Source organism: Rhodanobacter soli (assembly GCF_040548735.1).
Taxonomy (GTDB): Bacteria; Pseudomonadota; Gammaproteobacteria; order Xanthomonadales; family Rhodanobacteraceae; genus Rhodanobacter; species Rhodanobacter soli_A.
On record NZ_JBEPSD010000003.1, the window covers coordinates 86,535 to 107,860 of the forward strand.

At 66.4% G+C, this 21,326-nt stretch carries 16 protein-coding genes; 1 reads left to right on the top strand and 15 read right to left on the bottom strand.

The window, feature by feature from the left end; all coding sequences use genetic code 11:
- Positions 1 to 106: 106 nt before the first annotated feature.
- From ABIE04_RS14480 to ABIE04_RS14495, 4 genes are all read right to left on the bottom strand, one after another.
- Entirely contained in the window at positions 107 to 1,033 is a 927-nt protein-coding gene (locus ABIE04_RS14480) for a CPBP family intramembrane glutamic endopeptidase (RefSeq protein ID WP_354551673.1), read from the bottom strand.
- A gap of 52 nt (positions 1,034 to 1,085) precedes the next feature.
- Complete coding sequence (locus ABIE04_RS14485; protein WP_354551677.1) at positions 1,086 to 2,687, bottom strand: peptide chain release factor 3; 1,602 nt, start codon at positions 2,685 to 2,687, stop codon at positions 1,086 to 1,088.
- Positions 2,688 to 2,849: 162 nt separating this feature from the next.
- The gene (locus ABIE04_RS14490; protein ID WP_354551682.1) at positions 2,850 to 3,449 is read right to left on the bottom strand and encodes a hypothetical protein; all 600 of its coding nucleotides are present in this window, start codon (positions 3,447 to 3,449) and stop codon (positions 2,850 to 2,852) included.
- A 54-nt stretch (positions 3,450 to 3,503) separates the two neighbouring features.
- Positions 3,504 to 4,901 (bottom strand): M20/M25/M40 family metallo-hydrolase, encoded by a 1,398-nt coding sequence (locus tag ABIE04_RS14495; protein WP_354551686.1) that lies wholly within the window; start codon positions 4,899 to 4,901, stop codon positions 3,504 to 3,506.
- A 305-nt stretch (positions 4,902 to 5,206) separates the two neighbouring features.
- Between ABIE04_RS14495 and ABIE04_RS14500 the strand changes: the two genes are divergently transcribed.
- On the top strand, positions 5,207 to 5,773 hold the full coding sequence (locus ABIE04_RS14500; protein WP_354551690.1) for a manganese efflux pump MntP: 567 nt from the start codon (positions 5,207 to 5,209) through the stop codon (positions 5,771 to 5,773).
- 69 nt (positions 5,774 to 5,842) lie between these two features.
- Here ABIE04_RS14500 and ABIE04_RS14505 read toward each other — a convergent pair whose 3' ends face one another.
- From ABIE04_RS14505 to ABIE04_RS14555, 11 genes are all read right to left on the bottom strand, one after another.
- Entirely contained in the window at positions 5,843 to 8,767 is a 2,925-nt protein-coding gene (locus ABIE04_RS14505; RefSeq protein WP_354551694.1) for a TonB-dependent receptor, read from the bottom strand.
- 227 nt (positions 8,768 to 8,994) lie between these two features.
- Positions 8,995 to 9,951, bottom strand: a complete 957-nt coding sequence (locus tag ABIE04_RS14510) for an MBL fold metallo-hydrolase (protein WP_354551696.1) — start codon at positions 9,949 to 9,951, stop codon at positions 8,995 to 8,997.
- Positions 9,952 to 10,120: 169 nt separating this feature from the next.
- Positions 10,121 to 12,250 carry an elongation factor G gene (fusA, locus tag ABIE04_RS14515; protein WP_354551697.1) on the bottom strand — a complete coding sequence of 710 codons (2,130 nt, stop codon included), beginning with the start codon at positions 12,248 to 12,250 and terminating at the stop codon, positions 10,121 to 10,123.
- A 121-nt stretch (positions 12,251 to 12,371) separates the two neighbouring features.
- Positions 12,372 to 12,737, bottom strand: a complete 366-nt coding sequence (locus ABIE04_RS14520) for a response regulator (RefSeq protein ID WP_354551698.1) — start codon at positions 12,735 to 12,737, stop codon at positions 12,372 to 12,374.
- A complete protein-coding gene (locus ABIE04_RS14525) occupies positions 12,737 to 16,207 on the bottom strand; it encodes a chemotaxis protein CheB (RefSeq protein ID WP_354551699.1) in 3,471 nt (1,156 codons plus the stop codon). Before ABIE04_RS14525 ends, ABIE04_RS14520 begins: the two co-directional genes overlap by 1 nt.
- A 202-nt stretch (positions 16,208 to 16,409) precedes the next feature.
- Positions 16,410 to 17,072 (bottom strand): M24 family metallopeptidase, encoded by a 663-nt coding sequence (locus ABIE04_RS14530; protein WP_354551702.1) that lies wholly within the window; start codon positions 17,070 to 17,072, stop codon positions 16,410 to 16,412.
- 14 nt (positions 17,073 to 17,086) lie between these two features.
- Complete coding sequence (locus tag ABIE04_RS14535) at positions 17,087 to 17,443, bottom strand: DUF1304 domain-containing protein (RefSeq protein WP_354551707.1); 357 nt, start codon at positions 17,441 to 17,443, stop codon at positions 17,087 to 17,089.
- 105 nt (positions 17,444 to 17,548) lie between these two features.
- On the bottom strand, positions 17,549 to 18,706 hold the full coding sequence (locus tag ABIE04_RS14540; RefSeq protein WP_354551711.1) for a fatty acid desaturase family protein: 1,158 nt from the start codon (positions 18,704 to 18,706) through the stop codon (positions 17,549 to 17,551).
- 96 nt (positions 18,707 to 18,802) lie between these two features.
- Positions 18,803 to 19,528, bottom strand: a complete 726-nt coding sequence (locus ABIE04_RS14545; protein ID WP_354551715.1) for a 2OG-Fe dioxygenase family protein — start codon at positions 19,526 to 19,528, stop codon at positions 18,803 to 18,805.
- Between the two features lie 51 nt (positions 19,529 to 19,579).
- Positions 19,580 to 20,593 carry a cysteine synthase A gene (locus tag ABIE04_RS14550; RefSeq protein WP_354551719.1) on the bottom strand — a complete coding sequence of 338 codons (1,014 nt, stop codon included), beginning with the start codon at positions 20,591 to 20,593 and terminating at the stop codon, positions 19,580 to 19,582.
- 68 nt (positions 20,594 to 20,661) lie between these two features.
- Positions 20,662 to 21,297 carry a peroxiredoxin gene (locus ABIE04_RS14555; RefSeq protein WP_354551723.1) on the bottom strand — a complete coding sequence of 212 codons (636 nt, stop codon included), beginning with the start codon at positions 21,295 to 21,297 and terminating at the stop codon, positions 20,662 to 20,664.
- Positions 21,298 to 21,326 lie beyond the last annotated feature (29 nt).

The window sequence follows — 21,326 nt, forward strand, 5'->3', positions numbered from 1 at the left end:
CCGCGGCTCGGTAGGCGGTCCGTTCTGCGACCGCCGCATCGGCGACCGCGCCATCGACAGGGTAGCCGGTGCCGTCGCCGAACCATAGTCGGTCGGACGCGGTGGTTCAGCGGTGGCTGAACCGCTGCAGCAGCAGTTGCCACGGCCGGCACGGCACGATCGAGCCACGCCGCAGCGCGATGACCAGCAAGGCCAGCGTGCACAGCGAGCACAGGCCCAGCGCGACCACCGACGCTTCGGCGCCGAACACGCCGCCGCTGAGCCAGTCCGGACCGCTGCGGGTGGACACCAGCCAGCCGTCAGCCGGGGTGCCGGAGACCGGGATGCCGTAGATCGTGCCCTGGGCGAAGTTCCAGGCCGCGTGCAGGCCCATGCATAGCGGCAGCGAGCGGGTCAGGTGGTAGATCATGCCGAACAGCAGGCCGGCCTCGATCGCGATCGCCGCCGAACTCCATAGTGTGGCGCCGGGGTTGCCGACGTGCGCCGCGCCGAAGAACAGTGCCGAGACCAGCAGCGCCCACCAGCTGCCCAGCCCTTCCTCGACGATGCGGAACAGCACGCCGCGGCAGATGATCTCCTCGCCGATGCCGGCACCCAGTCCCACCATCAGCAGGGCCGGTACCCATGGCGCATCCGGGTTGGTGCCGGTGACGTGGTAGCTGCCCAGCAGGTACAGCACGCCGACCACCGCGCTGAACAGCAGCAGGCCGGCGGCCGCGCCGACGGCGCCATCCGGCAGCAGCCGGCGTGGCGCCAGTTCGATGATCGGGCGGCGTTCTACCAGCCGAACCAGCAGGAGATAGGCAAGCAGCGCCGGCAGTGCGCGCATCAGCAACTGTGCCAGGCCGTGGATGGTGGCCGGGGCGTCCTTGCCGAGCCAGCCCAGCGCGTGCATCAGCGCGCCTGTCGCGAAGCTCAGCGCCATGAACAGCAGCACGAAGATCGCGATCCGCGCCAGCGGCGAGAACAGCAACCAGCGCATCCAGCGTGGCGCATCGGGCGGCGTGGTGAAGGCGATGGTCTGGTCGTGCATGCTTGGGTCCCCCGGCAAAGACCCGCACGTTAGCAGCGGCGTCGCGTTGCTGCTACAGCTCCACCGCCGCCGCATGCTCGCGCGTATTGGCGAAGCGCACCTGCGGCCAGCGCTCCTGCGCCAGCTGCAGGTTGACCCGCGTCGGCGCGATGTAGACCAGTTCGCCGGCGCCGTCGATGGCGAGGTGCATCGCGTTCTTCTCGCGGAACTCGGCCAGTTTCTTCTCGTCGTCGCAATGCACCCAGCGCGCGGTGGTTACCGTCACCGGCTCGAAGCTGGCGTCGACGTTGTACTCGTCCTTCAGCCGGTAGGCGACCACTTCGAACTGCAACACGCCGACTGCGCCCAGGATCAGGTCGTTCGACATCAGCGGGCGGAAGAACTGGGTGGCGCCTTCCTCGCTCAGTTGCGCGAGGCCCTTCTGGAGCGCCTTCATCTTCAGCGGGTCGCGCAGTCGCGCGCGGCGGAACAGCTCAGGCGCGAAGTTCGGGATGCCGGTGAACGTGACCAGCTCGCCCTCGGTGAAGGTGTCGCCGATGGTGATGGTGCCGTGGTTGTGCAGGCCGATCACGTCGCCCGGATACGCCGTCTCGACGATCTCGCGGTCGCTGGCCATGAAGGTCAGCGCGTTGGCGATGCGCACCTCCTTGCCGGTGCGCGTCTGGATCATCTTCATGCCGGCGTTGTAGGTTCCCGAGCACACGCGCATGAACGCTACGCGGTCGCGGTGCGCCGGGTCCATGTTCGCCTGGATTTTGAACACGAAGCCGGAAAGCTTGTCCTCCTCCGGCTGGATCTCGCGCGTGGTGGTGGCGCGCGGGCGCGGCGATGGCGCGTGCTCGACGAAGAAATCCAGCAGCAGCTGCACGCCAAAGTTATTCACCGCCGAGCCGAAGAACACCGGCGTCTGCCGGCCGGCCAGGTACTCGTCGATGTCGAACGAGGGCGCGGCGCCCTGCACCAGTTCGAGTTCCTCGCGCAGCTCGCGCATCGCCTCGACACCGATCTTCTCGGCCAGGCCGGGCGCATCGAGGCCCTTGAAGATGGTCGAGTCCTGCCGCGTGAAATTCTTGCCCTGCTCGAAGATGTGCACCTCGTCCAGCGCCAGGTGGTACACGCCCTTCAGCCGCTTGCCCATGCCGATCGGCCAGGTCAGCGGGGCGCAGGCGATGCCCAGCACCGACTCCACCTCGTCCAGCAGCTCGATCGGCGAGCGGCCCTCGCGGTCGAGCTTGTTGATGAAGGTCATGATCGGCGTGTCGCGCAGCCGGCACACTTCCATCAGCTTGATCGTGCGCTCCTCCACACCCTTGGCGCAGTCGATCACCATCAGCGCCGAATCCACCGCGGTCAGCACGCGGTAGGTGTCCTCGGAAAAGTCCGCATGTCCCGGCGTGTCGAGCAGGTTGACGATCTTGCCGTCGTACGGGAACTGCATCACCGACGAGGTCACCGAAATGCCGCGCTCCTTCTCCAGCGCCATCCAGTCCGAGGTGGCGCTGCGCGACGTCTTTCGACTCTTCACCGACCCCGCCATCTGGATCGCGCCGCCGAACAGCAGCAGCTTCTCGGTCAGCGTGGTCTTGCCCGCGTCAGGGTGGCTGACGATGGCGAAGGTGCGGCGGCGGCGGGTTTCTTGGAGATGGGTGGGCATGGGGTGCGGGTTGGCTGGAGCGCGAACCGGTAATTGTAGCGTGGAATGGTCGATGGCCTTGCGTCACCGACTTCCCCGGTTGGGGCGCCGCCAAAGGCGGGCGTTCACGACCTGGGTTGCACCCTCGCTTTCATGAAGCGGTTGGATTTGAGAAATAGCCAGCTACATCCTCGGTGCATACTCGATTGACCACATCAACCACGCGATATTAAAAATTGCCAAGCCTATGTAGCTGGCAACGTTGGCGCGAAATACGGCTGCTCTTACTTGCGATGCTGGAAACCCCCGTTCAAGGCGAGCCACTATGGGTGCCTCGATAAAATATGATGCAAAAAAGAATGGAACGAGAAGGGCGAGAGACGCTGCCGGGACCATCCAGTACAACTCTCGCTCGTATGGAATGAGCCACGGTGCCTGCCATGTCACTGCGAGAAATTTCTGCAAGGGTGTGGTCAGGTCGTGTGCTGATCCGCCGTCGGTGACAAGCTCTAAAATTACCAACGCAACCCAAGTCAAGGGAATTCCGATAATCGTAGAAACCACATTGGCGATAGCCGTGGATTTCGCTAGTAGGGCAGCTCTTGTTTTGAGAGCCCGCGCAAGCACGACGGTCTCCACTAGAACAATTGGTATAAGAGACACGACCATGGCCGGAAAGGTCACGAACAGCATAGGAACGCCGGCATCTGCACTTGCAGCGACCGTAAAAAGGCTCATTGAAGTGGCGGTTGCCAGTAAACGCCCAGCGCGAATCTTCTGCATGGTGGCGGAACCCAAGGTATTTTTGATGTTGCATCGGCCAAAAAATCAGCGCCTTTACTTGGCCAACTGCACCAACACCCGATGCCAGAACTCCAGCCCCGCTTCGACTTCCGAGGCCGGCAGCTTCTCGTTGAGTCCGTGGGCGAAGGTGTCGTCGGGTTTGGTGAAGGCGGCATCGATGCCGTAGCTGGGGACGCCGGCGTTGCGGAAGTACATGCTGTCGGAGGCGCCGGCGGACATGCTGGGCACCACTTCGATGCCAGGGAAGCGCGCGTGCACGGCGGCGGTGACGGCGGCGATCACGTCCTGGCGCAGTGGCGAGGCGGGGCTGGCCACGGGCGGGGGTGGCAGCACGGCGACGGTTGCGGACTTGTCGTCGATCACCTTGACCAGTGTGTCGCGCACGCTGTCGACCGGGGTGCCCGGGAAGATGCGGCAGTTGATGTTGACGCTGGCGCTTTGCGGCAGCGCGTTGAGTGCGTGGCCGCCGTTGAGCATGGTGGCCACGCAGGTGGTGCGGATCTGGCCGACATAGGCGGGATCGGCCGAGATGGTGGCCGCGGCGGCAGCGTCATCGGGGTGGGCGGCGAAGCGGGTCATCGCCGCGCCCAGCGGGCCGGGCGTGTTGGCGCCGAGCGCACGCAGCGAGGCGAGCGTGATCTCGTTGCTGAGCGGCGGAAACTGGTAGCTGGCGACACGGTCGATGACGCGCGCCAGCCGATAGATCGCATTATCGTCGTTGGGTTCGCTGGAGTGTCCGCCGGCCGAGGCCAGGCTGATGTGGAAGTCCGCATAGGTCTTTTCGGCGGCCTGGATCTGGTACAGCGCGGGCTTGCCGGTATCGGGGTTCAAGATGCCGCCGCCGGCATCGGCGTTGAGCAGGAACTCGGCGTCGTGGTAGCGCCTCGCCAGTTCGCGGGTCGAGGCCATCGTGGTCTCTTCGTCGCCGGACAGCAGCAGGATCAGGTCGTGGCGCGGCTTGAAGCCCTCGCGCTTGAGCCGGATCAGCGTCTCGACCAGCACCACCACGGCGGTTTTCATGTCGGCGCTGCCGCGGCCGTAGAGGTAGCCGTTCTCCTCGATCAGGGTGAACGGGTCGCGGGTCCAGTCCTGGCGCTTCGCCGCCACCACGTCCATATGCCCGGACAGCAGGATCGGTTTGCCTTCACCGGTGCCGCGATAGCGCGCCACCAGCGCGGCGGTTTCGCCCACCGGGATGATCTCGACATCGCTGTCGGCAAAGCCGGCAGCCTTGAGCTTGCCGGCCAGATACGAGGCCAGCACCGGCACCTGGTGCTCGCCCTCGACCGTGGGGATGCTGATGGCATGCTTCAGCATGCCCATGGTTTCGGGCAGCGCCGCGGCGGCGGTGCCGGCGTGAGCCATGCCGATGCCGGCGCAGAAGGCCAGCGCGGCCGCTGCGGCGGGCCCAAGTGCTCGTGGTGCTCTCATGCGAGGTCCCCTGTGCATGTCTTGAACGAAATCCGAGTATGCGCGGCGGTTCGCCTGCCTGCATCTGCCGGGTTCGCCGCGCCGCTGTGCTAACCTAGCCGCCGCGCTGGCGGTCATGCCGGCAGCGCGACACCCTTTGGGGAGTAGCCTGCCTCGTTCCGCGAGGCGTCTTCGTCAACATGCTCGGCTTATCCTGCCGTGGCGAAGACACCGATCCTGGTTGGCGAGACCAACGGCTGACGGCGCCACAGCGGTGGGGCGCGCCGTCGTGCCGTTGCGCCTTTGCCCGACCGACCTGGCCACCCATGAATCCCATCTCCATCCTGCTGCTCGGCTTTGCCATGTCCACCGACGCGTTCGCGGCGGCGATCGGCAAGGGCGCCGCCATGACCAGACCTCGGCTCAGCCAGGCGCTGCGCGCCGGCCTGATCTTCGGCGTGATCGAGGCGATCACCCCGGTGATCGGCTGGCTGCTGGGCAAGGGCGCCTCGCGCTACATCGAGGCGTGGGACCACTGGATCGCGTTCGGCCTGCTGCTGGTGCTGGGCCTGCACATGATCTGGAACGGATGGAAGCCGGACGCGGACGAGCCGGTCGACGAGGCGAGGAAGCACGGCGTCGTCGGCCTCGCCATCACCGGCCTGTCCACCAGCATCGACGCGCTGGCAGTGGGCGTGGGGCTGGCCTTCGTCGACACGCCCATCGCCGTCGTGGCGGTGGTGATCGGCCTGTGCACGTTCACCATGGTCACGCTGGGCGTCATGCTGGGCCGCGTGCTGGGCGGGATGGTCGGCAAGCGCGCCGAGATCATCGGCGGCATCATCCTGATCGGCGTGGGCGCGGTGATCCTGTATGAGCATCTTTCCGCGTGACGGGCACTCCATGAAAAACCCGGGGATCGCTCCCCGGGTTCCATGGCTTTCCCACGCTTGCCGGGTCGCCTACAGCTTGTAGTTCACGCCGAACATCACCGTGCGGCCCCAGGTGTCGTACTCCAGCGGGCGCGTCAGCTGCACGTTGTTGGGCAGGCCGGAGATCTGCACGCTCTTGTCCGCCGTGTTGCTGAGGTTGCTGACCTGCAGCAGCAGCGACAGGCCGTTCAGGCTGCCCTCGGAGAACGCGTAGCCGAGCTGGAGGTCGGTCTGCCGGTTGGCCAGGATCTTGGTGTAGCCGAGCTGGTCGAACAGCGCCACGGCTTCGCCGGTGAAGGACGAGCGGTAGCGTTCGGCCACGCGCACCGACCAGCCGTACTTCTCGTAGTACAGCGCCAGGTTGGCGACCTTGCGCGACAGCCCGGGCAAGGTCGACGGGCCGCCGGGGATCGACGAGATCGAGTTTTTCGGGATGTTGCTGTTGGTCAGCGAGAAGTTGGCCAGCACGCCGAAGCCGTCCAGCGCCTGCGCCAGCAGCCCGCCTTCCAGCGCGCCGGAGAGTTCCAGGCCCTGCATCTTGCCGCCGGTGCCGTTCGCGGGCCGGGTGAACGAGCCGATGTTGCTGGTCGGGGTGAGCGTGGGGTCGTTGTTGGTGTAGTGCGAGAAGTCGTAGTCCAGCGTGGTCTGGTTGTAGATGTAGTTCAGCAGGTTCTTGTTGAACACCGCCGCGGCGAAGTAGCTGGACTTGCCGAAATAGAACTCGTACGACAGGTCGGTGCCGACCGCCACGTACGGCTTCAGCTTCGGGTTGCCGCCGCTGCCGGACCACAGCACCTGGCCGGCGCCAGGGCCCTGCAGCACCTTCGACAGGCCGGCCGAGGTGGCGACCTTCTCGTCATCGATGCGCCCGCGCGCCATGGTCTTGGCCAGGCCGAAGCGCAGGTACTGGCGGTCGGTGAGATGCGCCACCAGGTTCAGGCTGGGCAGCACGTTGTTGTACTTGGCGCCGTCCGTGATGTGGCCGACCAGGGTGTCGCCGTTGGTCTGCAGTGCGGTGGAGGACTGGTCGGTACGCACGAACTGCACGCCCACGTTGCCGGTCAGCGGCACGTTGCCCAGCGTCGTCTCGATATTGAACTTGGCGTAGGCCACCGGGACCTTCTCTTCCACCGTGTAGTTGCGGCTCCAGTCGCCCTGTCCGTTGCGCTCGGTCAGGTAGAACTGGTTCGCCAGCGCGGCCAGCACGTTGTAGCTGAGCGCGCCAGGAATGCCGCCGTAGCCGAGCGAGGTCGGTGCCCACAGGAAGGCGGAATTCACCGGTGCGCTGAAGTGATTGTCGTAAGTGTCCGCCGTGGAGCCGTTGCCGTTCAACCAGGCGAACTGCACGTCGGCCTGCTTGGTCTTGGTGCGGTCGGAGTAGTTCACGCCCAGGTTCATGCTGCTGAAGATCCAGCCCAGGGGGTGGCTCACTTCCAGCCGCACGGCCTTTATGGTGTCCTTCTGGGTGTCGAACTCCTGGCGGCCGTTGTAGCCGTAGCCGTCCGGGTCGGTGAACACCACCTGGGACGGGTCGGCCAGGTTCACTGCCGGCGAGAAGTACGGGTAGCCGTTGCCGAGCGGGGTGCGGAAGTCGACGCTGGTGAAGGCGCCGCCGGCCAGGCCGGTGAACAGGTAGGCGTCGTGCAGCTTCTTCTTCGCGCTGGAGTACGAAAGGTCCGCGGTGGCTGTCCAGCCGTTGTCGAAGTCGTACTGGTTGTTCCAGCCGGCGGAGAACAGCTTGTCGTGTTCCTTGGTGTACTGGTTCTGCAGGATCGGCGCGATGCCGTCCATGGTGCCGGAGGTGACGATCGGGTAGGGCTGCGCCTGCGTGACGCCGACGTTGGAGTAGCTGACGTTGTCCCACGGGCTGCTCGACCACTGTGCGCCGTTGGTGAACTTCTTCTCACCGAAGATGGAGTGGTACAGGTCCAGCGTGGAGTGGTAGTGGTCGCCCGGTGCCCATTCCAGCACGGCCATCAGGCCGCTGCGCTTCTGGGTCAGCGACTGCGCGCGCAGCTGCATGCCTTCCTGCGAGATCACGCCGTCGGGCATGCCGGGCGTGTGCGGCGCGCCCCAGTTGTCCTCGGCGCTGCCCGGGCCGTTATTCATGCTCCACCACCAGGCCTGGTACTGCTTTTCCTGGATCGGCGAGTCGAGATGGGCGAAGCCCACCGCGAGGCCCAGGGTGTGGTCGAAGAACTGGTCGATGTAGGAGATGCTGGCGCGGTGGCCCATGTCGCCGACGCCGCTGCCCGGGTTGAGCTTGCCGTTGCTGGTGTGCTCGCCGCGCAGGTTGACCGCGAAGGCGCGGTTGGGCAGGTCCAGCGGATGGATGGTGTGCAGGTCGACCGTGCCGGACAGGCCCTGGCCGATCAGGCTGGCGTCGGGCGTCTTGTAGATCGCCACGCCGCTGATCAGCTCGGACGGGTACTGGTCGTATTCGACGCCGCGGTTCTCGCCGATCGTGGCCTGCTCGCGCCCGTTCAGCGTGGTGCCGGCGAAACCGGGGTCCGTGCCGCGGATCGAGATCATGTTGGCGCGGCCGTTCAGGCGCTGGGTGGCCAGGCCCGGTACGCGCGACAGGCTCTCGGCGATGCTCGCGTCCGGCAGCTTGCCGATGTCCTCGGCCGAGATCGCCTCGATGATGTTGTCCGAGTTCTGCTTGGCCTTCAGCGAGTTCTCGATGCTGCCGCGGATGCCGGTGACGATGACGGCGTCGAGATTGCTCACCGTGTTCTCGGACTTCTTGTTCTTCTTTGCGCTGGCGTCGACCTTCTGGTCGACCGGTGCCGTCTGGCTGCCCGTCGGCGTGGTCGTCTGTTCCTGCACTTGTTGCGCCGAAGCCGCGCCGGCCAGGGTCAGTCCGAGCAGGGCGGCACAGGCGGCGGCCAGCGGTCGCTGATGGATACGGAGAGGCCGCGCAAGCAAGGTCGGCCGCGTGCGGAGAGTAGTCATGATATTCCCTGGTCGAGATGGAGAGGTGCCCCCCGGCACCCGGATGCAGGCAACATCGCTGCCTGCGGTCGGACCATATGCTACTGCTCACCAGGGCCAGGGTGCTCCACCCCCGTTTCTCTTCGGTACAGGAACGGAGGCGTCGCTGTCGAACAGCACGGGCACGCCGTCGCCGACAGCCTCGGTACACCTTCCGCCGGATCGCATATTTCGGTTGCCGTGTGGTCCTACCACTCGCCCCGGCGGTGGTTGGATACCCAGCGGTACATGCCCACAATGTTCAACGTGTGCATGACGTCGAAGGCCGTCCAGTGCCTCACCTCGTCGCTGAACTTCACGTTGCGGTAGAGCTGATCCCACGGCTGGCCCGCGCGCACCAGATCCAGCACCTGCTGGTGCAGGTCGACCATGTAGGTGCGCAGTGCCGCTTCGTCGGCCTTGGTGGCGGGGCTGTAGTGGCCGACGTCGATGATGTCCACGTCCTGCTTTGCCACCCAGTCCAGCGTCTCGATCCAGCCGGGGTAGTAGAAGTCGAGGAAGTCGTTGTACGGCATCGACTTGCTTTCGCAGACGTCGGTGCACTGCAGCGCCTTGTACTTGGGGAACAGCACCATGGTCATGCTGTCCGAATGGCTGGGCGCGACCCGGTGCAACAGCACCGTTTCGCCACCCAGGGTGATCGTCATGTCGGTGTCGAATACGCGATCGGGCAGCGCGGTGGGGATTTTTTCGCCGACGATCGGTTCGAGCGCCCGCTGGTTGGCCACCACAATCGCGCCATCCTGCTGGAACACCTGGCCGCCGCTGATGTGGTCGGCGTGGCCGTGGGTGTAGACGACATATTTCACCTTCACGTTGAAGCGGTGCCGGATCTCGTCGCGCAGCCAGGTCGCCGTGCAGGTCATTGCGGGGTCGATCACCAGCGCGCCTTCCTTGGTGATCAGCACGAAGCCGCTGTGCACAGCCAGGCCGGGGCCGGTGGTGTGGCGATACAGACTGCCCTTGACCTGTACCAGGGCGCGCGGGTTGTCAGGGCAGGCGGTGGCGGTGAAATCCGGCAGGGTGGCGCGGTTGGCGTATTTCGCCGCGTCGACGGCCATGCCGTTGTCGCTGGCATATCCGCTCACAGAAAACACCAGCAGCCACGCTGCCAGCATCGAGGAAACCGTCCCGGACGTTCTCATCTTGGCATCTCCCGTTTCATGATTCGGCAGGATGTGACAGCGCCACATCATCCGCCTCACCGTGGCGGAACGCTACAACGATACGCACAAAGAAAAACCCGGGGATCGCTCCCCGGGTTCGCTGCCTTGCGCCGGCTGACATCGCCGGCGCCCGGTCGAAGGCGAGGCCTTACTTGGCCTCCTTCTCCATCAATTTCTCCACCATGCCGGCCGGCACGTCCTCGTAGTGGTCGAACTCCATGGTGAAGGTGCCGCGGCCGCGGGTGGCCGAGCGCAGGAAGTTGATGTAGCCGAACATCTCGGCCAGCGGCACGAAGCCCTGCACGAAGGCGGAGCTGCCCTTGTGGCCCTGGTCGCTGACGGTGCCGCGGCGGCGGTTGATGTCGCCGATGACGTCGCCGAGGTAGTCGGCCTCCATCACCACTTCGAGGTGCATGATCGGTTCCAGCAGCTTCGGTTTGCTGAGCTTCTGCGCCTCGCGGAAGCACTGCCGCGCGGCGATCTCGAACGCCAGCGCGGAGGAGTCGACGTCGTGGTACTTGCCGTCAATCAGGCGCGCCTTGAAGTCGACCACCTCGTAGCCGGCGACCTGGCCTTCCTGCGATTCGGCCTTGACCGAATGCTCGACCGCCGGAATGTACTCGCGCGGCACGCGGCCGCCGACCACCTCGTCGGAGAACACCACGCCCGAGCCCGGTTCGCCCGGCTCGAAGATCATCGTCACTTCGGCGAACTGGCCGGAGCCGCCGGTCTGCTTCTTGTGCGTGTAGGTGTGCTCGACGGTCTTGCCGAACGCCTCGCGGAAGCTGACCCGGGGCTTGCCCATGTTCGCTTCCACGCCCAGCTCGGTGCGCATGCGGTCGATGGTCACCTCCAGGTGCAGCTCGCCCATGCCCTTGAGCACGGTCTGGCCGGTTTCCTGGTCCACCTCGAGCTTCAGCGACGGGTCGGCCTTGACCATCTTGTAGAGCGCGCTGGACAGCTTGTCGACGTCGTTGCGGTTCTTCGGTTCCACCGACACGCTGATCACCGGGTCGGGGAAGCGCATGCGTTCCAGCAACGCCGGATGCGCCGGGTCGGCCAGCGAATCGCCGGTCTCGGTGTCCTTCATCGAGACGAAGGCGCAGATGTCGCCGGCGCGCACTTCGTCGATTTCACGGGTGTCGTCGGCCTGCACCTCGACGATGCGGCCCACGCGCTCCTTCTTGCCGCGGGTGACGTTGAGCAGGGTGTCGCCCTTCTTGATCACGCCGGAATAGATGCGGCAGAAGGTGAGCGTGCCGAACTGGTCGTTGATCACCTTGAACGCCAGCGCGCGCGCCGGCGCGTCGTCAGTCACGACCTGCTCGCCGATGACGTTGCCGTCCTCGTCGACCATCGCGATGCCGCCGTTCTCGCCGGGGTAGGGCAGGTAGTCGACGACCGCATCCAGCAGCTGCTGCACGCCCTTGTTCTTGTACGACGAGCCGCACAGCACCGGCACCAGTTCGCCGGTGACGGTGCCGCGGCGGATGCACTGCTTGAGCACGGCCGGGTCGAACTCGCCGGTGTTCAGCAGGCGCTCGAACGCGTCGTCGTCCAGCGCCAGCGCGGTTTCCAGCAGGTCCTGGCGCAGCTTCGGCAGGTCGGCGATCCACGCGTTGTCGGCGCTGGCGCCGAACGTCAGGCGCGCCTTGATCTCGTCCAGCGGCACGGTTTCCCACACGCTGTCCTTGTCGTCGGAGGCCCAGAGATAGCCCACGCCGGCGACCAGGTCGGCCATGCCGACGAATTCGTCGCTGCTGCCCAGCGGCACCTGGCACAGCAGCGCGTTGGCGCCCAGGCGCTCGCGGATGCCCTTCACGCAATGCGCGAAGCTGGCACCGATGCGGTCCATCTTGTTGACGTAGCAGATGCGCGGCACCTTGTACTGGTCGGCCAGGCGCCAGTTGGTCTCGGTCTGCGGCTCCACCCCGGCGACACCGTCGAACACCACCACGGCGCCGTCGAGCACGCGCAGCGAGCGGTTGACCTCGATGGTGAAGTCGACGTGTCCGGGCGTGTCGATCACGTTGATCTGGTGGCCCTTCCACTCCGCGGTCACCGCCGCCGACTGGATCGTGATGCCGCGCTTGCGCTCCTGCTCCATGTAATCGGTGGTGGTGGAGCCCTTGCCGTCCTTGGTGTCGTGCACGTCGATGATCTGGTGCTTGCGCCCGGTGTAGTAGAGGATGCGCTCGGTGGTCGTGGTCTTGCCCGCGTCGATGTGCGCGATGATGCCGATGTTGCGATAGAGGGTCAGGGGTTTCTTGCGGGCCACGGTCCGGATTCCAGATAGGCGTTGAGGTAAACGCGGGGATGAGACCGCTCAGATGCAGTCTGGCACGGATTTTTTCAACAGTCGGCCGCCGGCGATGCGCCGCATGCTCGACGACAGGGTGTCAGGCGGCGGCGCGCAGGGCGGCCAGTGTCGCGGTCAGCTGTCGGGTGTCGTAGGGCTTCTGCAGGGTTTTCTGCTTGCGCCAGATTTCGGGCATGTCGCCGTCGTCATAGCCGGAGGAAAACACGAACGGAATGCCGCGACGGCGCAACACCAGGGCCACGGGAAAGCTGACTTCGCCGGCCAGGTTGATGTCGAGGATGGCCAGGTCGATCGCTGCGGACTCGGCCAGCTGCAGGCATTTGGCCAGGCGGGCGGCCTTGAGTACGCGGTAGCCCGATGCGTTGAGGTGATCTTCCAGCATCATCGCCAGCAGCATTTCATCTTCGGCGAGCAGGATGCAGGGCATGTTTTTATCGGTGATCATCAGCAAATATCCTCATTCAACGGCACATCGATGGTGCAGATGACACCGTTGCGGGGGAACTCGAGCGCCACTTCGCCGCCCAGTTCGTACGGTACGCCGTCGTCGATCAGGCGTGAGCCGAAGCCGCGGTGTGTTGGTGGTTCGACCGCGGGGCCACCGCTTTCCGTCCATTGCAGGTGCAGCCATGGATGCTGGTCGGTCGTGCGTGTCGCCCAGGTGACGGTGACCAGGCCCTCGGGCACCGACAGCGATCCGTACTTGCCGGCGTTGGTGGCCAGTTCATGCAGGGCCATGCTCAGCGCCAATGCGTGTTTCGGCGGCAGCGTGAGAGCTTCGCCGTGGAGCCTTACGCGTGCGTCGTTCGTGCGTGCGTCGCTGTCGTTCCGGTACGGCGCCAGTTCGTTATGGATGATGTCGGCCAGCGGCGCGCCAGTCCAGGCATCCCGGGCCAGCAGGTTGTGGGTGTGCGACAGCGCCAGCAATCGCGCCAGGAAGCTTTCCTTGAAGGCGGGCAGGTCCGGCGCATTGGCGACGGTCTGGTCGGCGATCGCCTGCACCGAGGCCAGCGTGTTCTTCACCCGGTGGTTGAGTTCGGCCAGCATCATCTCGTTGTGGCGGGCCGCGCGCACCCGCTCGGTGATGTCGCGCGCGATGAGCTTGCCGGCGAACAGGGTGCCTTCCGGATCGCATACCGGCGAGTAGCTGATGGCCAGTGGCACCGATTCGCCGTTCGGCCGCATCCAGGTCATCTCGAACTCGGCCAGGCGCAGCGGGCGCGTGTGGCTGGCGAAGAACGTCGTCACCTCGTCGGACGGCTCGGGTGGCAGCAGCAGGCTCAACGGCTGGCCAACCACCCCGTTGGCGGGCAAGCCGAAAATGCGTTCGGCGCTGACGTTCCAGCTGGTGATCCGCTCGTCCAGGGAAAAACCGAAGATGGCATCGCGCGAGGAGTTCACGATTGCCGCCAGCCGTGCATGCTCGACGTTCAGATGCTGGCTTTCGGTGATGTCGACGAAGGTCAGCACCACGCCATCGACAATATTGTCGACGGTCAGATAAGGCCGCATGCGCAGCAGGAAGGTCGGTGCCTCGCCGGTACCCTGCAAGGTGCGCTCGGTGACCGCCAGGTCGTGCAGCACCCGCCCCACGTCCTGCTCCAGTTCCGGATAGGCGATGCGTGGCGAGATCTCGGTGATCGGGCGGCCCTTGTCGCCGGCGCGCAGGTGGAACAGGCCGGTCACCGCCGGCGTGTAGCTGCGGATGCGCAGGTCGCGATCGAGGAACAGGGTGGCGATGTGCGTGCTGTCGAGCAGGTTGCGTATGTCGCTGTTGAGCCGGTTCAGGGCCTCGTTCTTGCTGTTGAGTTCGGTGTTGACGGTTTGCAGTTCCTCGTTGATCGACTGCATCTCTTCAGTGGAGGTTTCCAGCTCCTCGTTGGCGGATTGCAACTCTTCATTCACTGATTGATATTCCTCGTTCGCCGATTTCAGTTCTTCGCTGGCTGTTTCGTGCAGTTCGATCGCGCTGTGCAGCTGCATGCGGGTGCCGCGCAGTTCCTCTTCCAGCGCATGCATCCGTGCCGAATCGGTGGGGAGCTCGCCGTCGGGAAGCGGCTCGACCTGGCGCGGCGGGGGTTCGAGTTCACTGAAGGCCACCACGCACATCTCGACCTTGCCGTCGCTGTCGTTCAGCGGCTCCACGATCAGGCGCAGCAGCTGATCGTGTCCGCCGGACTGGACGATCAGGCCTTCGCGGATCACCCGCTTGCCGCTGGCGAAGGCCTGCAAGGCGGCTGCACGCACGGGTGCGCGCAAGGGTTTGTCGAGCAACTGGAAGAGGTTGAGACTGGCTGCGCCGGACGAAGGCGCGAGGTAACGGCGGGTGTCGCCGCCGAAACGCAGTACCTCCTGGCCGGCGTTGATCACCACGTAGGCCGGTGACCACGGTTCCAGCGCCTGGCGCACATGCTGGTCGATCAGGTCCTCGGCGTGCCGTGACGAATGCGCCGCATGCACGGCGCTGCTGGCCGGGCGAGGCTGTGCGCTCAGGAAGTTGTGCGGGCGGGCGTGCGCGTCCTCGCGACGCACATAAAGGCGCTGCTTCTTGTCCAGCTCGTCGAACAGGCGGGCATTGCGTGCCAATCGTTCCGACGGGCCCAGCAGCAGGAATCCACCGGGGCGCAGGGCATAGTGGAACGACTGCACCAGCCGCTGTTGCAGATCGTTGTTCATGTAGATCAGCAGATTGCGGCAGGAAACCAGGTCCATCCGCGAAAACGGCGGGTCCTTGATCACGCTGTGCGGCGAGAAGACGCACATCTCGCGGATCTGCTTGACTACGCACCAGTCGTCGCGATCCTTGGTGAACCAGCGCTCCAGCCGTTCAGGCGAGATGCCGTTCAATGGCGCCCGATAGCGTCCGGCGCGGGCACGGCCGATCGCCTGGTCGTCGATGTCGGTGGCGAAGACCTTCACCTTGGGGCCGAGTCGCGAACCCATCGCCTCGCGCAGCGCGATGGCGATGGAGTAGGCCTCCTCGCCGGTGGCGCAGCCGGGCACCCAGACGCGCAGCACGTCGGCGCTGGTGCGGTCGGCGAGCATCGCCGGGATCGCCAGCGTCCGCAGCGCCTCGAATGCGACCGGGTCGCGGAAGAATTCGGTCACCCCGATCAGGAACTCGCGAAACAGCAGTTCGTGCTCGTGCGGATGCTGGCGCAGATAGTCGATGTAGTCGGTGACGGTTTCGGTCTGCGCCACCAGCATGCGGCGCTGGATGCGCCGCAGCAGGGTCTTTTCCTTGTACTGGCTGAAGTCGTGGCCGACTTCCTCATGCAGCAGTTCGCAGATGGTCTCCAGGTGTGCGGCTACGTCACCGCGCACACCGTCGTGGCCCTTGCGCTGATGCGCGGCGTGCATCTGCTTCTGATAGGCCAGCAGGCGTGCCGGCATCTCGGCCACCGGCATGACGGCGTCGACCAGCCCGGTGGCCACGGCGTTGGCCGGCATGCCGGTCATCGCCTCGTCGCCGTATCCGGATTGCGCCAGCGCCAGCCCGCCGTGATCCTTGACCGCGCGCAACCCCTGCGCACCATCGTTGCCGGTGCCGGCGAGCACCACGCACACGGCACAATCACCCTGGTCTTCGGCCAGCGAGGTGAAGAAGGTATTGATCGGCCAGCGATGCTCGCGCGGCGGCGCCGGCTTGCATACCTGCAGCACGCCGTCGGCGATGGTCAGGGTGGTGTTAGGCGGAATGACATAGACATGCCGCGCTTTGACGCGCATGCCGTGCGTCGCCTCCAGCACCGGCATGCTGGTGCTGCGGCCGATCAGCTCGGCCAGCAGGCTGTTGTGATCGGGCGCCAGATGCTGCACCAGCACGAAGGCCAGCTCGCTGTCCGCCGGCATGTGCGTGAAAAACGTCTTGAATGCTTCCAGCCCGCCGGCCGAGGCACCGATGCCGACGATCATGGTGCTGGCTGCTGGCGGTTTGCGAGGCTTCGCCGATGAGCCACCCTTGCCGGCGGTCGCGGCGGGAGTGGGCACGGGCTTCAGATACGACGGCATGCGGGACAGCCTGAAATCCAGACAGGGCCCGGATGAGGCTTCAGCATAGCGCGCTTGCCGTTCACTTCGGGTGATGGCCTGCAGGCGCTTGCCGTGCCCGCGCCAGTCAGCGCGCCAGCAGATCCTCGTAGAACGCGCCGAACGGTTCCGTCGGATGCGCGATCTGGATCTCCAGTATCCACAGCCCGCTGGATGGCGATGCCTCCAGGTCGCCGAGGTCGCCGCCCTGATGGATCGAGTGCGGGAAGTCGCTGACCCGATGCCCCTTGATCGCATGATTGAACCGCCAGCCCATCGCCTCGGCGCGTTCGCCGGCGAACGCATACAGCGCCTGGCCGCTCAGCCCCTGTGCCCGCCAGGCATCGGCCACTTCGCCGAACAGCGTGCGCGCCGCCTCCGCGCAGGCCTGCCGCTGCGGCGCGTGGCCGACCACGAAGGTATCGCCCACGTCGCCCTCGTGGCCGTCGAATACCAGGCCGAGGTCGATGAAGTAGCTGTCGTTCTCGCCCAGCCGCACGTTCGGATCGGAGCGTTGCCGGTACGTCTTGGTGGTGTTCGCGCCGATGCGGATCAGCACCGGATGCCACAACCGCTCGTAGCCCAACCCACGGAACACGTCCAGCGCCGCGGCCTTCGCTTCGTCTTCGCTGATGCCCGGGCGCATGCGCTCGCGGATGCCGTGCAGCGCGGCCCAGGTTTTTTCGCGGGCGTGTTGCATCAGCGCAGGATCGAAACGTTGTCCGACGGTTTCGCGCGAAGGAGTCGACATGGGTGTCTGCGCCATCAGGTCAGATGGATGAGCACCAGTGCGATCAGCGCCGGCATCGCCTGGATCCACAGGATCTTCCGGCTTGCGGTCAGCCCGCCGAAGATCCCGGCGAGCAGAACACAGGCGAGGAAGAACACCTTCACGTGGAAGCCGGCGCCGCCGAGACAGAGCCCCCAGACCAGTCCGGCGGCGAGGAAGCCGTTGTAGAGCCCCTGGTTGGCGGCAAGCGCCTTCGACTGTTCGGCGAATTCCACCGTGGTGCCGAACGCGCGGCGGCCGGAGGGACGGGTCCACAGGAACATTTCCAGGATCAGGAACCACAGGTGCAGCAGCGCGATCACGGCGATGACGATGTTGGCGGCAATGGACATGACGGCTTCCCTTCGGATGGCGCCGGGCGGCGCCTCAGCGGCGGAGTGTCGCAGCCGCCCTGGCCGACCGCAACGCGGGAATGCCGGCGCCGGTTCGCGCCCTGCTCATGCCGGTGCCAACGCAGGCACGCTGGCGGCCGCCGATTTGCCCAGCCGCCGCAGCAGGCGATAGTGCGAGGCGATGCCCGCGCCGAACGTGCGGTGTTCGCGATAGGTCACGCCGAACTCGCGGCAGGTGTCTTCCACCACGCGGGCGACCAGCGGGTAGTGCACGTGCGAGATGCGCGGGAACAGGTGGTGCTCGACCTGGAAGTTCAGGCCGCCGATCAGCCAGCCGAGCACGCGGTTGCCGCGGGCGAAGTCCACCGTGGTCTGCAGCTGATGGATCGCCCACGGCGTCTCCATCTGCCTTCCGCTTTCGTCCGGCAGCGGGAACGCCGCTTCCTCGACCACGTGCGCCATCTGGAACACCAGCGCCAGCAGCACGCCGGCGACCGCCGAGACCAGCGCGTAGAACAGCAGTACCGTGCCGAACGCATGGAAAAACAGCGGCAGGCCGAACGCGAGGGTGAAGAACACCAGTTTGCCGAGGACGAACCCGGCCAGGTCCCAGCCTTTCGGGCGGTCGAACGGACGCTCGCCGACGGTACCGGTCGCCATGTCGCGGAAGTCGCCGTACAGGTGCCAGCGGATCGCGGTGACGCCGTACAGCGGCCACAGGTACAGGTGCTGCCAGCGATGCCACGGCCGCCGCGGTTGCTGCGGCGACAGCCGGCCGAGCACGCCGAGGTCGATGTCGCTGTCATGCCCGGCCACGTTGACCCAGGTGTGGTGGAAGCGCGCGTGCTTCCACTGCCAGATGTACGAGCTGCCGCCGACCAGGTCCAGCGCCAGCGCCATCAGCCGGTTCACCCAGCGCCGCTCCGAATACGCCTGGTGGCCGCCGTCATGCATGATGTTGAAGCCGATCGCCGCCATCGCGATGCCCAGCACGAGGCCGAGCAGCAGGCCTTGCCACCAGGTGCCGGCGAGGAACACCAGCGCGACGTAGGCGAGCGCGAACACGCCGAGGATGATGGCCGTCTTCAGGTACATCTGCGCGCTGTCGCGCTGGCGGGTGCCGCTGCGCTTGAACTCGGCATCGACACGGCGGCGCAGTTCGCGATGGAAGCTGTTGTCGCCGTTGAACTTCAGCCGGTCGGCATGGGCGTCCGGCGGCGCCGCGCTCGCAGGAATCCCGCGATGTGTTGAATCGAGGGACATGGCGGCGCCTGCGAAAGATGAGGCCGCCATCTTACGCGATGCGAAGTAAGGCGAATGTTGCGCTGGTCGTGGAAAGTGCCGAACGGGCACGCCGCGCTACGCGGTGGCCTTGAACGTCACCACCAGCACGTCGCGGTGCGCCGGCTTCGACGGATCGAGCGGCGTGACCGCGGTGACGCCGTGGAACACGCGGGCATCGTCGACCAGCGCCGCGTCCAGCGCGTGGGTCAGCGTGAAGCTGCCCAGCAGGCTGCGGTCGGCGGCGTGGATGGTGGTGGTGCCGCGCTCGATGTTCTCGCGGTCGATCAGCAGCACCAGCACGTAGTCGACGCCGTCGCGGTGCACCCCTTCGGGCGTGGGCTCGCCGGCCTCGTCGGCGCGTGCCTCGATGCGGAACTGGTGCACTTCGACGTGCCAGTGGCGGGTGGCCGGAGCCAGCGCGCCGAAGCAGTCGTGGCAGAAGCCGAGGATGCGGCGCAGGCTGGCGCCATCGGCGATCGCCGGCAGCACCGGTTCGAACCAGCGCTGGATGTCGCCCTGCAGCGGGTTGTACTTGAGGCTCTGGTAGTGCGGCTGATGCGTCTCGCGGCGGATTCCGTCGCCGGCATCGGCGGAGAACGTGGCATGTCGTCGCCGCCGGTGGCGGCCGCTGGCGGCGAGGTAGGTGTCCGGCGCCAGGTCGTTCCAGCTGGCGGCGAACGCGGGCCAGTCGGTCAGTGCCTGCGCTTGCAGCAGGTCGCGCATGATGTCGGCGGTGACGAAGGCAAAGCCGTCGCGCTGCAGCCGGTCGTGCAGCGCGGACGTGTCGGGGTGGGGAGTCATCCGATTACGTTAGCAGGACGCGCATGAAGCGGCGATGGCTGTGCGGGAGGCTCAGCCCGGAAACGCCCGCGCCAGCCAGTCCGGCACCGGGATGCCTTTCCCGCGCAGGAAGGCCGGGTTGAACAGCTTGGCCTGGTAGCGCGTGCCGGCGTCGGCGAGCACCGTGACGATGGTGCGGCCGGGGCCGAGTTCGCGCGCCAGGCGGATCGCGCCGGCGAGGTTGACGCCGCTGGAGCCGCCGGTGCACCAGCCTTCCTCGGCCAGCAGGCGATGCAGCAGCGGCACCGACTCGTCGTCGGGAATCGACCAGGCCAGGTCGATCGGTGCGCCGTCGAAATTCGCGGTGACCCGGCTGGAGCCGATGCCTTCGCTGATCGAGTTGCCGCTGGCGACCAACTCGCCGGTGTTGACGTAGCTGGCCAGTGCCGAGCCTTCCGGGTCGGCCAGCGCGATGCGCACGCCGGGGTGGCGTGCCTTCAACGCGCGGCCGACGCCGGCCAGGGTGCCGCCGGTGCCGGCGGCGCAGACGAAGCCGTCGACGTGGCCGCCGGCGTCCTGCCAGATCTCCCCGCCGGTGGTGGCTTCGTGCCAGTCGCGGTTGGCGGTGTTGTCGAACTGGTTGGCGAACCACGCGCTGCCCGGATCGGCGGCATTCGCCGCCTCGGCGTGGGCGCGGGCCTGGTGCGCGTAGTGGTTCGGGTCCTTGTACGCCACCGCGGGCACCAGCCGCACTTCGGCGCCGGCGATGCGCAGCGCGTCGATCTTCTCGCGGCTCTGCGTCTCCGGCATGAAGATCACCGTGCGATAGCCGCGGCTGGCGCCGAGCAGGGCCAGCCCGATCCCGGTGTTGCCGGCGGTGCCCTCGACGATGCTGCCGCCGGGGCGGATCAGCCCGCGCCGCTCGGCATCCAGCAGCAGGCCCAACGCGGTGCGGTCCTTGATCGAGCCGCCGGGATTGAGGAACTCGGCCTTGCCCAGGATCTCGCAGCCGGTCAGCGCGGAGGCGTGGCGCAGGCGCAGCAGCGGCGTATGGCCGATGGCGGCGGAGAGGTCGGGGATGCTCATGGGCGAAGGTTCGGGAGAGGGATGTCGATTCTGCTCCTCCCCCTGCAAGCAGGGGAGGGAGCAAGGCGTCAGGCCAGTGGCGCCGGCACCAGCCGCAGGTACGACTTCAGCGTCCTCCAGCCGCCGGGGTAGAGCTTCTTCGCGTCGTCGTCGGAGACCGAGGGCGCGATGATCACGTCGTCGCCGGGCTGCCAGTCCACCGGGGTGGTCAGCTTGCGGCCGTCGGTGAGCTGCAGCGAGTCGAGCACGCGCAGCACCTCGTCGACGTTGCGCCCGGCGCTGGGCGGGTAGGTGAGGATCAGCCGCACCTTGCGGTTCGGGTCGATGATGAAGACCGAACGCACGGTGACCTTGGGATCAGCCTTGGGATGGAACATGCCGTACAGCTTCGCCACTTCCAGCGCCGGGTCGGCCAGCAGCGGGTAGTTCAGCGCGGTGCCGCCGACGTCCGCGACGTCCTTGGCCCAGCCCTGGTGGTCGGCCACCGAATCCACCGACAGGCCGAGCAGCCGCGCGTTGCGCGCATCGAACTCGGCCTTGCGGCTGGCGAACGCGCCGAGCTCGGTGGTGCACACCGGGGTGAAGTCCTTCGGGTGCGAGAAGAACACCACCCACTGCCCGCCGGCGTAGTCGTGGAAGCGGATCGGTCCTTCGGTGGAGTCGAGAGTGAAGTCGGGGGCGGTGTCGCCCAGTTGCAGGCTCATGCGGATCTCCGGTGATGTTGCGGTGCAGT